The 14522-nt window shown below is 37.1% G+C and carries 16 protein-coding genes; 8 read left to right on the top strand and 8 right to left on the bottom strand.

The genetic code is table 11. The annotated features are described in order from the left end of the window. Positions 1-106 precede the first annotated feature (106 nt). Genes ACFSQJ_RS00315 through ACFSQJ_RS00305 form a run of 3 tightly spaced genes read right to left on the bottom strand, consistent with a single transcriptional unit; the run spans position 107 to position 3285 of the window. Positions 107-1060, bottom strand: a complete 954-nt coding sequence (locus ACFSQJ_RS00315; RefSeq protein ID WP_377764756.1) for an AAA family ATPase — start codon at positions 1058-1060, stop codon at positions 107-109. A gap of 4 nt (positions 1061-1064) precedes the next feature. Continuing rightward, a complete protein-coding gene (locus tag ACFSQJ_RS00310) occupies positions 1065-2477 on the bottom strand; it encodes a peptidylprolyl isomerase (protein WP_377764755.1) in 1413 nt (470 codons plus the stop codon). Beyond that, positions 2464-3285: a peptidyl-prolyl cis-trans isomerase gene (locus ACFSQJ_RS00305; RefSeq protein ID WP_377764754.1), complete on the bottom strand. Its 822-nt coding sequence runs from the start codon at positions 3283-3285 to the stop codon at positions 2464-2466. The genes ACFSQJ_RS00310 and ACFSQJ_RS00305 overlap by 14 nt, the downstream gene beginning before the upstream one ends. A 175-nt stretch (positions 3286-3460) precedes the next feature. Here ACFSQJ_RS00305 and ACFSQJ_RS00300 point away from each other — a divergent pair, with 175 nt between their 5' ends. The 4 genes from ACFSQJ_RS00300 to ACFSQJ_RS00285 are packed head-to-tail and all read left to right on the top strand — an operon-like array spanning position 3461 to position 5836. Then, complete coding sequence (locus ACFSQJ_RS00300) at positions 3461-3913, top strand: SRPBCC family protein (protein ID WP_377764753.1); 453 nt, start codon at positions 3461-3463, stop codon at positions 3911-3913. A gap of 6 nt (positions 3914-3919) precedes the next feature. After that, on the top strand, positions 3920-4171 hold the full coding sequence (locus tag ACFSQJ_RS00295) for a hypothetical protein (protein ID WP_377764752.1): 252 nt from the start codon (positions 3920-3922) through the stop codon (positions 4169-4171). A 4-nt stretch (positions 4172-4175) separates the two neighbouring features. Further along, entirely contained in the window at positions 4176-5324 is a 1149-nt protein-coding gene (locus ACFSQJ_RS00290) for a serine hydrolase (protein WP_377764751.1), read from the top strand. Beyond that, entirely contained in the window at positions 5321-5836 is a 516-nt protein-coding gene (locus tag ACFSQJ_RS00285; RefSeq protein ID WP_377764750.1) for an SRPBCC family protein, read from the top strand. Before ACFSQJ_RS00290 ends, ACFSQJ_RS00285 begins: the two co-directional genes overlap by 4 nt. Positions 5837-5872: 36 nt before the next feature. Here ACFSQJ_RS00285 and ACFSQJ_RS00280 read toward each other — a convergent pair whose 3' ends face one another. Further along, complete coding sequence (locus tag ACFSQJ_RS00280) at positions 5873-6394, bottom strand: fasciclin domain-containing protein (RefSeq protein WP_377764749.1); 522 nt, start codon at positions 6392-6394, stop codon at positions 5873-5875. A gap of 120 nt (positions 6395-6514) precedes the next feature. On the opposite strand from ACFSQJ_RS00280, the gene ACFSQJ_RS00275 reads away from it, so the two are divergent. The 3 genes from ACFSQJ_RS00275 to aqpZ are packed head-to-tail and all read left to right on the top strand — an operon-like array spanning position 6515 to position 8566. After that, a complete protein-coding gene (locus tag ACFSQJ_RS00275) occupies positions 6515-7078 on the top strand; it encodes an RNA polymerase sigma factor (protein WP_377764748.1) in 564 nt (187 codons plus the stop codon). Further along, positions 7075-7830, top strand: coding sequence for an anti-sigma factor (locus tag ACFSQJ_RS00270; RefSeq protein ID WP_377764747.1), 756 nt, complete (start codon positions 7075-7077; stop codon positions 7828-7830). Before ACFSQJ_RS00275 ends, ACFSQJ_RS00270 begins: the two co-directional genes overlap by 4 nt. Before the next feature lie 46 nt (positions 7831-7876). Continuing rightward, positions 7877-8566 (top strand): aquaporin Z, encoded by a 690-nt coding sequence (aqpZ, locus tag ACFSQJ_RS00265; RefSeq protein WP_377764746.1) that lies wholly within the window; start codon positions 7877-7879, stop codon positions 8564-8566. 48 nt (positions 8567-8614) lie between these two features. On the opposite strand, the gene rimO is transcribed toward aqpZ, so the two are convergent. Further along, complete coding sequence (gene rimO / locus ACFSQJ_RS00260; RefSeq protein ID WP_377764745.1) at positions 8615-9916, bottom strand: 30S ribosomal protein S12 methylthiotransferase RimO; 1302 nt, start codon at positions 9914-9916, stop codon at positions 8615-8617. Between the two features lie 123 nt (positions 9917-10039). Here rimO and ACFSQJ_RS00255 point away from each other — a divergent pair, with 123 nt between their 5' ends. After that, positions 10040-11137 carry a serine hydrolase domain-containing protein gene (locus ACFSQJ_RS00255; protein ID WP_377764744.1) on the top strand — a complete coding sequence of 366 codons (1098 nt, stop codon included), beginning with the start codon at positions 10040-10042 and terminating at the stop codon, positions 11135-11137. 33 nt (positions 11138-11170) lie between these two features. On the opposite strand, the gene ACFSQJ_RS00250 is transcribed toward ACFSQJ_RS00255, so the two are convergent. The 3 genes from ACFSQJ_RS00250 to ACFSQJ_RS00240 form a co-directional block, all read right to left on the bottom strand. After that, on the bottom strand, positions 11171-11794 hold the full coding sequence (locus ACFSQJ_RS00250; RefSeq protein WP_377764743.1) for a hypothetical protein: 624 nt from the start codon (positions 11792-11794) through the stop codon (positions 11171-11173). Positions 11795-11819: 25 nt separating this feature from the next. Next, positions 11820-13517: an amidase family protein gene (locus ACFSQJ_RS00245; protein ID WP_377764742.1), complete on the bottom strand. Its 1698-nt coding sequence runs from the start codon at positions 13515-13517 to the stop codon at positions 11820-11822. A 63-nt stretch (positions 13518-13580) separates the two neighbouring features. Beyond that, positions 13581-14447: a DUF2911 domain-containing protein gene (locus tag ACFSQJ_RS00240; protein ID WP_377764741.1), complete on the bottom strand. Its 867-nt coding sequence runs from the start codon at positions 14445-14447 to the stop codon at positions 13581-13583. Positions 14448-14522 lie beyond the last annotated feature (75 nt).

The following is a 14522-nucleotide window of genomic DNA, read 5'->3' as shown; positions in this document are numbered from 1 at the left end:
TGTTAAAATTACGAAATAGAAATGGGGGTATAAAACTTTTAATTCCGTATTCAAGAAAAATTAAGGAATAGTAAAAATTTGAAGCTCACTTTTATTTTAACCTCAGCTATAAAAGTGTTTCGATAATAATTTCTTCTGAGACCCCTTCAGCCTCTGCTTTATAGTTTTTGAGAATACGATGCCTTAATATTCCAATGGCTACCGCTTTTACATCTTCGATGTCTGGCGAAAACTTTCCATTGATCGCAGCATGCGCTTTTGCTGCCAACACCAAATTTTGAGAAGCTCTAGGGCCTGCACCCCAATCAATATAATTTTTAACATACTCTGAGGCATTCTCCATATTTGGACGAGTATTGTTTACCAAACGAACGGTATAGTCCACCACATTATCGGGCACAGGAATACGTCTTACCAAACGCTGTACTTCATTAATTGCATCTGCACTAAACAAGGTGTTAAGTATCACTGAACTATCGGAAGTAGTAGATTTTACAATCTGTATTTCTTCTTCAATCGATGGATATTCAAGTTTGATAGCAAACATAAAACGATCTAGCTGGGCCTCTGGTAAAGGATAGGTGCCTTCTTGTTCGATAGGATTCTGCGTTGCCAAAACAAAATAAGGAAGGTCTAGTTTATGCTGCTGCCCAGCAATGGTAACAGCTCTTTCTTGCATAGCCTCTAAAAGAGCTGCTTGTGTTTTTGGAGGTGTACGGTTAATTTCATCAGCTAAAATAATATTGGCGAAAACTGGGCCTTTGATAAATTTAAAATTTCGGTCTTGATCTAAAACCTCGCTCCCTAAAATATCGCTTGGCATCAAATCTGGAGTAAACTGAATGCGTTTAAAATCTAGCCCCAAGGTTTGTGCAATGGTGTTCACCATCAAAGTTTTTGCTAACCCAGGTACGCCAATCAACAAGGCATGGCCTCCCGTGTAAATAGCCAATAAAATCTGGTCAATAACTTCGTCTTGACCAACAATTACTTTTGAAATTTCATTTTTTAAGGCCTGGTGTTTTTCAACCAAGTTTTGGATGGCAGTTACATCTGACATTAATTTATTCTTTTACCCAGTTGTTGGCAAAATCGCAATCCCTATTTTCAGCGTCTACATGAATGTAGGTGTCTTCAATATGCTCATCCATCCATTCTTTAATCGCTTTATATTGCTTTTCTCGAAGTGCGAGTTCTTGAATCTTTAAATAGTCTTGGGCAAAATCTGCCTTATGCTCATCATACCTATTTGTAATTTTCATGATTTTAAACTTAGGTGCTCCTCCTCTTGGGTCGTCTTCTCTAAGTGGCCTTGAAATTTCATTATCCTTTAAATCACGTATTTGATTATAAAGTGTTGGGTCCATTTTTGTGAGTTCAAATCGAGAACCAAAATCAATAGGGTTTCTCAGTACCCCCCCATCATTTCTAGTTTCTTTTTCATCCGAAAAATTTTGCGCTGCTTCCGCGAATGTATACTTTCCGTCTAAAAGCTGATTACGAATACTATCAAGTTCTTTCGCAGCCTCTTTCATTGCGCTATCTGGAATTTCAGGAATCATTAAGATATGCCTTAAATCTACCTCTCTACCCCTAATTTTTTCTACCATTATAATATGGTATCCATACTGGGTTTCAAAAGGTTCTGAAATTTCACCTTCTCTTAAACTAAAAGCAACGTCTTTAAATTCTTTAACAAATGGCGTCTGTCTGGTAACTGTATAAAACCCTCCATTAGCCCTAGACGGCTCATCCCTGGTATTTAATACCGCCTTAATTCTAAAACTAGAACCATTCTCCTCTACATCTTGCTTAATACGTTTTAACCTATCTATTATTTTTTGAACTTCGGCTTCAGGAGCTTTTGGTTGTTTAACTATTTGGGCAATCTCTAACTCCGCTCCAAAAATAGGACGTTCCTCTTCGGGTATTCTATAAAAAAACTGCCTTACTTCTTCTGGAGTCACCTCTACATCCTTAGTGATTTCGGTCTGCATTTTCTCTGAAAGAATACGAAGCTTGTTTATTTCAAAAAGTTCTGTTCTAAAACTCTCTATATCGGGTTTCTTATAGAATTTTAGCACTTTCTCCATAGAACCCACTTGCTGCACCAATTGTTGAATTTGTCTATCGCTGGTTGCATTGACCTGATCATCAGAAACTAGAAGACTATCTTGAACCGCCTGATGCGCGTACAAACGATCTTCCATTAGCTTACCCAATAACTGGCAATGGGTCACATCTTCAGTAGAGGCTCCTTGATTTCTTAAGTCGACCAGTGTTTTTTCGATATCAGAATCTAAGATTACATAGTCACCGATTACGGCAGCAATACCATCTAATTTCATTCTTTTTGCAACCACACTATCCTTTACCGATACTTCGGTTACTAAAGTTTCATTTGTTGCTTCTTGACCAAAAGCTGAAGTAAAAATCACTACAAATAATAGTCCTATATTTTTTCTAATCTTTTCCATAAATCTCAAACTCATTTTTCTTGATGGCCTCATCAATAATTTCTGTCTCTATTTTTTTTATTTGTGAAAGTCTTCTGCGATTGATAATAATCTGTTTTATATCTGGAGTAACGTAAGACAAAGGTGCGGTGTCGTTTATATCCAGTACATTGCTCACCCTTCCCAAATATACCCCGATTGAATCCTGCAATTCAAAAAATTGTGAATTTTTTAAGTACTTCTCCTCGTTCTGCGATGTCAACGGCGGAATTTCTTCGATCAAACGTGATGCGCTTACCCAAATAGAATCATTAAAATGAAGCTTTTTAAATTGTACAGCAATCGAATCTAGATAATTCTTATCCTCTGCTTTAAAACTTTTAAGTTTGGTTTCAACAATATCCTTATCCAAAAATTGAAGTGGTAATGCAACAAATCGCAATTGCACCAATTTTTCACTGAGCCTAAAGTTTTCTTTTTCATTGTTATAAAATCCTTGCAACTCTTCCTTGGTCACAGATGTATCTGAAGACTGTTGTACCAAGGCCTCTAAATATGCCCTGGTGTAGAGGTCTGTTCTATAGTTATCTACCAACCTATTAAACTCTTGAAGCTGCTCTTCAGGAATGTTTATTTTTGATTTATCAAGTAGAAGCTCCTTAGATGCCCAATTGTTGATGTAATTAACGACGAAGGCAGCGCTATCGCGACCTTTTAAACCCTGAGGAATTAAATTTGCAACATCATCCTTATATAAATAAGAATCTCCTACTCTAGCTATAGGTTCTTTCTCTGGCTCTTCTTTAAATAAAGAATTGCATGACGCCATGCTTAGAACTAAGGCAAGACAGTAAACCCAAACAACTTTACGGTTTAAAAAATACATTCAGCAAAAATAACAATAACTTAAAGTCGTGCAAGCGATGGCCAAAACCATTAACAGATTTTTAGTAGCTTCTCAAAATCAATATTTTAGTACATTAGTTCAATTAAATCTGACCGATATGAAATATACAACCGAAATAACCATAGACCTGCAACGAGATGAGTTTATTAAGATATTGGATAACCCAGATAATATGCAGCATTGGATGCGTGGTTTGCTTGGTTACAATATGATTTCAGGTGAACCAGGCCAAGAAGGGTCAACGATGAACATGAAGTTTAAACGTGGTAAAGGAGAAATGGAAATGGTGGAAACTATACTAAAAAGAAATATGCCAGATGAATTTCATGCCACCTACGACACTAAGGGAGTGCATAACATTCAGCGAAATTATTTTAAAGAAGAAAACGGAAAAACGAGATGGATTTCTGAAAGTGAATTTCAATTTTCTGGCTTTGGAATGAAACTAATCGGGTTTTTAATGCCAGGTGCATTTAAAAAGCAGTCTATGAAATATGCACAAGATTTTAAAAATTTTGCAGAAAAAGGAATTTCAGTAACCAACTCATAAAAACCAATGCAACCAGTACTTGACAAAAAAATTAAATTAATTTGGGACTTTAAAGGACATGCCGCGGCCAAAACGGCCGAACATCATGAAAAACATTTAAAAGAATATATTGTAATTGAAGAATTAAAATTTAATATCACAGGGGTATCGCATATCAACGAAATGCACAGCATTGCTTATTTGGTCGTGGCTGAATTCGAAATGATTTCGGTTAGAGATATGCTTAAACCTCACCGTGGAGAAATTTTTAATGATTGAGAGCATGCTTAAAAAAAACCATCTTTTATACCTATGCATTTGTCTTACAGTCTTTTTAGTAGTTTGCTGTTCTGAAAAAGTAGTAGTAAATCCGTTAGAAAAAGCCTTAGCTTCCAAAGACATTCGTATAAAACGAGTAATAGATAGTTTAGACCAGTACGAAGTTCAGATTAGGTATACTCAAATAGATAGAAGAAAGGATAGTGTTTTATTTACAGATTTTGACTTTCAGGTAAACCCAAACCATTATTTCTACCCTGCAAGTACCGTTAAATTTCCTGCAGCAGTTACTGCCCTAGAGAAATTGAACGAGATTGATTCTCTAGATAGAAAAACTAAGTTTTATATTGAAGGTGATTCGATTGAAAGCACTTTTGAAAAAGCAATACAAGAAATTTTTGCGGTAAGTGACAATGAGGCCAACAATAGGCTAATTGAGTTTTTGGGTTTTGATGAATTAAACCTGCGAATAAAGCGAAGGAGAGTCAATCCTATACGTATTTCGCATCGCCTTTCTACCTCTAATGCCGATGATGTTACTACAAAGCCTTTGGTAATTTATGTTAATGATAGCACTACCGTAAGCTCTAAAAGCATTGTTAGTTCATACCCGGTAAATCTGCCCATGCAGAAAGTGTTAAAAGGAACAGGTTTCTATGACGAAGATTCGCTGTACAAAGAGCCATTTGATTTTAGTTTAAAAAACTTTTATGCTATCCCTGCACAGCACAAGCTGCTAAAGAAAATTATCTTTCCAAATCATTTTCCAGAAAAAGAACGATTTAATCTTAGCGAGAATCAGTATGCATTTTTACTAAAAGCAATGAGCGATTTACCTAAAGTAACGGGGTATGATAAAACCGAGTACTATGATAGTTATGTAAAATTCTTTATGTACGGTGATTCTAAAGAACCTATACCCGACTATATTAAAATCTATAATAAAGTAGGATATGCCTATGGCACCTTAACCGATTGCGCCTATATTAAAGACACCAAAAACAAAGTAGATTTTATGTTATCTGCAACCATTTTGGTTAATAAAGACGGTGTTTTTAATGATAATGTCTATGAGTATGATGAAATTGGCATACCATTCTTGGCTCAATTGGGAAGAGAATTATATAATATAGAACTAAAACGTAAAAGATGAGTACGCTAAGTTTTGATCAATTCACGAAAAAAATATACATAAAGACCACTATTGAGAAATTGTTTTGGTGCTGGGGTACTGCGGAAGGAATCGAATCTTGGTTTTTAAGCAAGGCCATTTATACTTCACCAGAAAATCACGTAAGAAATGTATCGGAGTATGTTCAAGTAAATGACAATTATGTTTGGGAATGGCATAATTGGGATGGGCAAGAGAAAGGAAGCATCTTGCAGACAAACAAATTAAATTTCATAGAATTTTCTTTTGCTGAAAGCTGTAAAGTGTCCGTGAGGTTAGCGCAAAAAGATAATGCAGTATTACTCACTTTACGACAGTATGATATTCCTACGGATGAGAAAAGCAAATTGAATATCCACTGTGGTTGCAGTAATGGTTGGACGTTTTGGTTAGCAAACCTTAAAGCATACCTCGAGCATGGCATCTTACTAAATGAGAGAGAATTTGATTTAACCAAAATACCATTGGCAGGTTTTGAGTTTGTAAACATGTAAAAAGCACCGCGATGCGGTGCTTTTCTTTTAATCAAATTATTTTTTAGGCATCACTACATTTTCAATGGCATGTATTACCCCGTTAGAGGCCATGACATCTGCAATAATAACTTTAGATTTGTTTCCTTTAGAATCCGTTAAAATTACATTACCACCAGATAATTCTCCATAAATCGCTTCTCCTTGTAATGTTTTGGCCATAAATCCGCCGCCATTGGCTTTAATAGACTTTACAATATCCGCTGCAGTATATTTTCCTGCTAGTACGTGATAGGTAAGAATTGAGGTTAAAGCACCTTTATTTTCGGGCTTCAATAAGGTAGCCACAGTTCCTTTAGGTAACTTATCAAATGCGGCATTATTTGGTGCAAAAACCGTTAATGGTCCCTCACCTTTTAATGCATCGACCAAATCTGCCGCCTTTACCGCTGCCACCAAAGTTGAAAAATCATCCATTGAAGCGGCGATATCAACAATATCTTTAGATTTTTGTGCTTCGGTTGTTTGTGTAGAAAAAGCGAAAGTTGCAATTGTTAGAATAAATACTAATTTTTTCATGTTTCTGTTTTTAAGATTTAATTATTAATTAAAATTATTTGAGCGCTTCTATTCTATTTACACGGCATTTTAGCATTTGGATGAACGCATTATGATTTTATCATATCTTTAACAAAGTATATGGCGAACTACCCAGAAGATGAGCAACTAATTCGGCAATTATCCAATAAGGATAGGCTTGCACTATACACCATATATGATAAATATGCTGGTGCCCTGTACGGTGTAATTCTGCGGATGTGCAGAAACGAAGCTATTGCTCAAGATTTACTACAAGAGACATTCATCAAGATTTGGCAGAAAATCGATAGTTATGATGCTTCCAAGGGAAGATTTTATACGTGGGCCTATAGAATTGCAAAAAATACAACCCTAAATGCCTTAAGAAAACCAGATTTGCTCATCCAATCAGAAGATTTAAGTGTATATAAAAATAAAACCCAAGAAGAAAAATTACCAGATTACGCGGAATTAAGTGGGGCCATCAAAAGGTTGGAGCCACATCATCAAGAAGCTATAGCGCTAGTTTATTTTAGGGGATATACCCATAGAGAGGCCTATTTAGAAATGGGTGTTCCCTTAGGCACTTTTAAATCTTACATAAGGCAAGCCCTGAATTTACTGCGTGATAGCTATAAGAACGAATTGGTTGTAGTTTGGTTTTGTATAGAAATTTTGGCATGATGGACAGAAAGAAAATATTGGACGAAGGACTTCTAGAAAAATATCTATTGGACGAGCTAAACACTTCCGATAGGGATTATATAGAACATGCATTAAAAACTGATAAGGAGCTGCTTCAAAAGTTTAGCGAATTAGAGGAGGATTTTGAAAAGATGGCTTTTGAAAATGCCATACCCCCTCCACCTCAAGTAAAAACCAAGCTCAAAGAACAGTTAGATACTAAAAAAGCAAGAAAATTATCGAACAGCCCGTTATTGGTAGCGGCAAGCCTCGGAGTCTTATTTCTATTATCATCTATTTGGATGTATACCAAATGGCAAAATACAAGAGCTGAATTTGAATTGCTACAAAATCAAACCACTGCCTTACAAGAGCGTTTAAATACTTTGGAAGAAAACTATGTTTTAACCAATACAAGATTAAAAACCATAAATAGTCCTAAAACCATTCCCCTTGTTTTATACAGTAATGAAGCCGCACCTAATTCTAGAGCCGTCGCCTATATAAATCATGAAAGCAAAATGGTTCATGTGAATGCTCAAGGACTACCGATGTTGCCAAAGGATAAAACCTATCAAATGTGGAGTGATGTGGATGGCGAAATGATTGATATGGGTGTGCTAAAAACTGATGAAGAGCTTATTAGCCTAAAATATATCGATAAAGCCGAATCGCTGAACATTACGATAGAGCCGGCTGGCGGAAATGACCACCCTACGGTAGCGAATTTGATTGCATATGTGACTTTATAATTATAATTGGTTCTTAATTAGCATACTAACTAATAATTAGAACCTTATGAAAAAATTAATCGCAGAATTTATTGGAACTTTTTGGCTTGTGCTTGGCGGATGCGGGAGCGCTGTATTAGCCGCAGGATTCCCTGAACTTGGAATCGGATTTTTAGGCGTAGCCCTTGCCTTCGGACTTACTGTAGTCACAATGGCCTACGCTATTGGCCATATCTCTGGCTGCCATTTAAACCCTGCTGTTTCTATTGGCTTGGCAGTTGGAGGTCGCTTTGACAAAAAAGATTTAGTACCCTACATTATCGCCCAAGTCATGGGTGCAATTGCCGGTGCCGGTGTTTTGTATTTGATCGTTAGTGGTAAATCTGGTTTTGAAATTGGTGGCTTTGCCGCAAATGGTTACGGAGAACATTCACCTGGGGGTTATGATATGCTCTCGGCTTTTGTTACCGAAGCGGTCTTAACCTTCTTTTTCTTGATTATCATTTTAGGTGCCACACATTCAAAAGCGCCAAAATATATGGCGGGCTTAGCGATAGGTCTTGGTTTAACCTTAATCCACCTTATCAGTATTCCTGTAACGAACACGTCTGTAAATCCAGCGCGAAGTACGAGTCAGGCATTATTCGCTGAAGGTACTTGGGCTATTCCACAGTTGTGGTTATTTTGGGCCGCACCTATAGTAGGTGCTATTTTAGCCGGTATGGTCTATAAAATGATTTCCCCCGAAAAAAAATAAAGTTTACTATAAAGGCAAAGCTCAATATTTGGTTTTGCCTTTATTTTTTTAGACGGGAGACCCGTACAAGTCAAAATCAGATGCTTCGGTAATTTTAACAGTGGTAAAGTCACCGATTTTTACATAAAACTTTGTAGCATCGATCAATACTTCATTGTCAACATCAGGTGAATCGAACTCGGTCCGTCCGACAAAGTGATTGCCTTCCTTCCTGTCAATAATACATTTAAAGTTTTTCCCTATTTTCTCTTGATTCAGCTCCCAAGAGATTTGAGACTGAATTTCCATAATTTCATTGGCGCGTTGTTGCTTTACTTCTTCCGGCACATCATCTTCTAGGTTATAAGCATGAGTATTTTCTTCATGGCTATAGGTAAAACAGCCCAAACGCTCAAAACGCATTTCTTTTACCCAATCCCTTAGAATTCTAAAATCTTCTTCTGTTTCACCTGGGTAACCTACAATCAAGGTAGTTCTAATTGTCATGTCCGGCACAGTCGCTCTAAAATCATAAAGTAGTTTTGTGGTCTTTACATGGGTGGTACCACGGCGCATACTTTTTAAAATAGCATCCGATATATGTTGCAGAGGAATATCTATATAGTTACATATTTTGGGCTCCTTTTTCATAAGGTCCAATACATCCATCGGAAAACCTGTTGGGAAGGCATAATGCAAGCGAATCCATTCAATACCTTCAACCTTAACAAGTGCTGCCAACAGCTCAGCCAGATTTCGTTTCTTATATAGGTCTAACCCGTAATAGGTTAAATCTTGGGCTATCAAAATCAATTCTTTAACCCCTTTAGCGGCCAGTTTTTCAGACTCAGCAACCAACTCTTCGATAGGTTTACTCTTGTGCTTACCGCGCATTAAGGGTATCGCACAGAAGGAGCATGGTCGATCACAACCTTCGGCAATTTTTAAATAGGCATAGTTTTTAGGGGTCGTGGTCAAACGTTCACCAATAAGTTCGTGTTTATAATCAGCTCCTAAAGCTTTTAATAGATTCGGCAAGTCGCTTGTGCCAAAATATTCGTCTACATTGGGTATTTCTTTTTGCAGATCTGGTTTGTAACGCTCACTTAAACATCCTGTGACAAACACCTTATCCACATCTCCGGCTTCCTTTTTTTGAACGTACTCCAATATGGTATTTACACTTTCCTCTTTTGCATTGGCAATAAATCCGCAGGTATTGATGACCACCACGTTGCCTTCTTCCTCATGCACAACTTCTTTATTATTTGCCTTAAGCTGCCCCATAAGTACCTCAGAATCGTAAACATTTTTGCTACAACCTAAGGTTACTACATTGATTTTGTTCTTTTTAAGTGATTTTGTGCGCATACCTATATAAATGGAGGGCAAAAATACAACAAGCCCCTGCAATTGGTCGATTTTAACGCATATTTCTTTAGCCTTTGCGTTAAACCCTTATGTAGTAATTAGGTCTTATTGAAAAACAAAGCCATGAAAAACCTAGTATTTGCGCTAAGTATAGTGTTCGTTTTAAGCGCTTGCTCAAGTGATTCTAGCGACAATGAAAATCAGGTAATTACCCTAAATCCAACAAATCTTGAGATTTATTTTCCGCCGGTAAATTCTAATGAATGGGAAACCATCTCTATTGAAGATTTAGGCTGGAATTCAGCTGGGGAACAGCCTTTATATGATTTTTTAGCAGAAAGGGAAACCGATGCTTTTCTGGTTCTTAAAAATGGCAGGATCGTCATTGAAAGATATTTTGGCGATTTTCAGCAGAATGACAATCATGCATGGAATTCAGCCGGAAAAACCTTAACTGCAATGATCGCAGGAATTGCCCAAGAGGAAGGTTTTTTAAGTTTAAATGATTCTTCGGCAGCTTATTTGGGTACAGCATGGTCTAGTTTATCAACGGAACAAGAGGCACAAATTACGGTTTTTAACCATTTGACCATGACTACTGGTCTTGATTATGATGTTGATGATATTTTTTGTACCGACCCTGAATGTTTGTTATACAAAAACGAACCTGGGCAATTCTGGTTTTACCATAACGGCCCCTACACCTTATTGGATAATATTATTACCAATGCCGTTGGGCAAGATTTTGAGGATTATTTTTCGGCCAAAATAGGTTCTCGTATCGGAATGCAGGGAGCCTGGGTTTCTATCGGATTTAACAATGTCTATTTCAGCAATGCGCGCAGTATGGCCCGTTTTGGCATACTTAACCTCAACAACGGGGTTTGGGACGGACAAACCATTTTAGGCGATGCCACTTTCTTGACCGATATGAAAAATACGTCTCAAAACATGAACCAAGCCTACGGTTACCTCTATTGGTTAAACGGAAAAGATAGTTATCGGGTGCCTGGCAGTGAAATAGAATTCTCTGGAAAATTAATACCAAACGCTCCTAACGACCTATATGCCGGATTGGGCAAAAACGACCAAAAATTATATATAGTACCTAGTGAGGAATTGGTTATCGTGCGCATGGGCGGTGATGCCGGTGAAACCCTTTTAGGGCCTTCAAGTTTTGACAATGAACTCTGGGGATTGCTTAATGATTTGATGGATTAATGGTGAAAATGTACTAGTATTTCTAAAAAAATATTAGTTAAGCTCTAATTCGGGGGTCAAAAATTTGTAAACCTGCTCACCAACCTTAACAGTTAGTACATCATCATTTATCTTATTAAGAACGTCGTATTGATTTTCTAAACTCAATTCTTTGAAAAATAGAACTCTTTGTTGAGAACGGCTAATATAATCTAGTTTATGACCCTCATTAATTTTTTCTCGAATGAAAACTCCATTCTTACTAGACTCAACTGAAATATAAATGTCTTTTATAGGAATTGATGAAGTTTCACTTAAAGCAATTAATACAATTATTGAATTTTTGTAGTCTCCATAATCTCTCCAGAAACCGGGCATTATATTTATATTCGAACTGGTATTAAACTTCACATTATAAAAATCTCCTTGAATTTCATTAAATGTTCCATTTGCATTAAAGAACAAATACGGTAACAATCTAAAATAGGAATCTTTGTAATTAGGAGATATTGTCGCAATTGCATTTTCATTTAATCTGGAAATTGGAATTTCTGGCTTTATTATGGGTCTAGGTAACTTTGATGAACTTTGGCAAGAAATAAATAATAATAAAGCCGATGTCGACAATAAGATTCGTGTCAAATTTTCTAACTTTTTTTGATAATTCTTTAGTTTCAAACTACTAAATTTTATTTAATGAATACTACTCTTTATATCCTTCTGGCTGCCTACGCACTTTAGTCAAATCTTCAAAAGATTTGCCCATTCGTAATAAACTACCCTCTGAGAATTGCTTGCCTATAAAAGTTAAGCTAATAGGCTCTCCGGTCTTCTTATACCCCATAGGTATGGTTAATGCCGGGTATTTTGCCACCGCGGCGTAACCTGCATGGTAATTGTTGATGGACAAAATAGCGTCCAAATCGTGTTTTTTCATGGTATCATTAAAATACAGGCGGCCATTCTGTTCTAAGGTATTTTTTATCTCCGCTAAGCCTTCAGCAGTTGTTGAGTCTGCCAGAATACCTTCAAATAGGGCCTGCCCATAGGGAATACGAACCAAAGAATCTTGCTTGTTAAATGCCACTGCATCTGCAATAGAAGTAATTTTAACCGCATCTTTATCTTGAATCTGACTATCGATATAATCAGGTAAATCGTTTTTCATATCAATATTCAAAATGGATAAAAAGCCGTTCATCTGAACTTCTGGGGGTGTGAACTCTACGATTTTCGCTCCTGCATTCTTAAGTTTTTCGATGGTCGCCTTATAAATAGAGTCGCCCTCCATAAGATTTTTAAAAACACCTAGTCGCACTTCATTTAACGGTATCGGTCTTTCTCCTGAAGTAAAGATTCCTGAAAAATTTTCTCTGGTCGAAGCCTTATCATCATAGTCGTGCCCCATCATTGCAGATAGTAAAATAGCATTATCAGAAACATTTTTTGTCATTGGCCCTGGGGTATCTAAAGTACTTGAAATGGGTACGATACCGGTTCTACTCAACAGCCCAATTGTTGGTTTTAGGCCTACTACAGAATTTTGACTAGAAGGTGATAAAATAGACCCAGAGGTTTCCGTGCCTACCGCAGCCACGGCATAATTGGCTGCAATAGAAGTACCGCTACCAGAACTGGAGCCCCCAGTCTCAAATATTCTACGACCATAGGGGTTCAGTGTTTGGCCACCAACGGCACTATACCCCACCGGACAGCCGCTACATAAAAAGTAGGCCCATTCACTAAGGTTTACCTTACCTAAAATTAAAGCCCCGTTTTCTTTTAAACGATTTACAATAAAGGCATTATCGGTAGTATTATGCTGCAAAGCGATAGCGCCAGCAGTTGTTTTCATGTTTTGTGTACCAATATTATCCTTTAAAAGAATGGGCATTCCGTAGATAGGGTGCAATCCTTTCTTATCCTTATCAAGTTTTCGTGCTTCATTAAGTACATTGGGGTTGAGCGCAATCACTGTATTTAGGGTGGTACTGTTATCCAATTCGTACTTATAAATCCGTTTTAGATAAAAAAGCGCCAACTCTTCATAGGTCAATTTCTCTGCTTCAATATGTCCTTGAATTGTTGGGATGTCTTGTTCTAAAACCAATGGTTTTATTTGCTCATAGCGCTCTTCAGAAAACTGGGACACCTCATTATACAAGGGCCTAAAAACATCGTTTTTATCCAATACTTTTGATTGAATGAGCTTGTAACGCATTCTATCATTCTCATGTTCGGCATTGGCAGCAACTTCTGTAGAGTCGTTATAGGGCGACCATAATACTACATCTGTATTCTTTTCTTGTGGTTTTTTTTCATTTTTACAAGCTGTACCCAAGCAAAGAACGAATAGAAAAACTACTAAAACATTACCTATTGAAGCGATTGATTTTGTCATTTTTTAAAGTTCTTTTGAGAATTCTAAATATAAGATTTCTCCCTTAAGCTTAAAAATGACCGGCTAGTTATTTTGTGAAAGTGTTTGCCACTTTTTAATGTTCTTTTCATTCATTCTCACAAACTCATCTTTCCCCAGTTCTGAAGCTATTTTTAAGGACTTTTTAGCCGAAGCTATTGCCCCTTTAAAATTTCCTAGTTCAGCCTCTACCAGAGATTTCACCCTATAAAAATAATAGGTTTCACCACCAAGCTCAAGTGCTTTATCAAGATATGCCAAGGCTCTTTCAAAATCTTTTCCCTGTTCTTGAAGATAACGAGCAGCCTCATAATAGGTTTGTGCAGTCGGATTTTCTTTCAGTTGTTTTGCAATTTCCAATTCCATCTGGGTATCGGTATCGACTTTAATAGGAATGGTCACTTTTGTACTCGCCCAAATCAAATTGAGGTTTGTTGTATTATGCGTGATGGAATCAAAAGCCATCAAAAAGTTTTCTTGGTGATAGGGAATGGATTCGGGTTTTACGGTTATCCGAAATAAGTCTTCAGCAGGATTATACCTTTTTCGGCCATCGCCCCAATGCGAAATATTGGTGTGAAAGGCAATTTGCCATTCCTCTTTTTCTGGGAAGGCATAAAGCGCGTAGATTCCCATCGGTAATAGTTTTCCTAAAATCTCCATATCGGTATCTACCGTGATTTTGGTACTCTCATTGGCACCTACTCGCCAAATACGACCATAGGGCACTATACCTCCGAAAATAGCTCTTCCTCTAGCCGCTGGTCGTGAGTATTGAATCGAAATCTTAGCTAAACCAACTTCTTGCATTATGCTTGTTGCGGGGCTGGCCTTTGGGTGGGTTATCTGTCCATAAGATAAACTCAAGAAAAAGCTTAGTAATAGAGTAGTTATTTTAAATAGTATTGACATCTTATCGTAATTTTAAAATGAGGATCAACCTGTCACAGATGCTTTGGTTATGTCAATAATACAGCAATAGCCCAA

Origin of the sequence: Croceitalea marina (assembly GCF_042684265.1) — a bacterium.
Taxonomy (GTDB): domain Bacteria; phylum Bacteroidota; class Bacteroidia; order Flavobacteriales; family Flavobacteriaceae; genus Croceitalea; species Croceitalea marina.
This window is presented reverse-complemented; position numbering and strand designations above follow the sequence as displayed.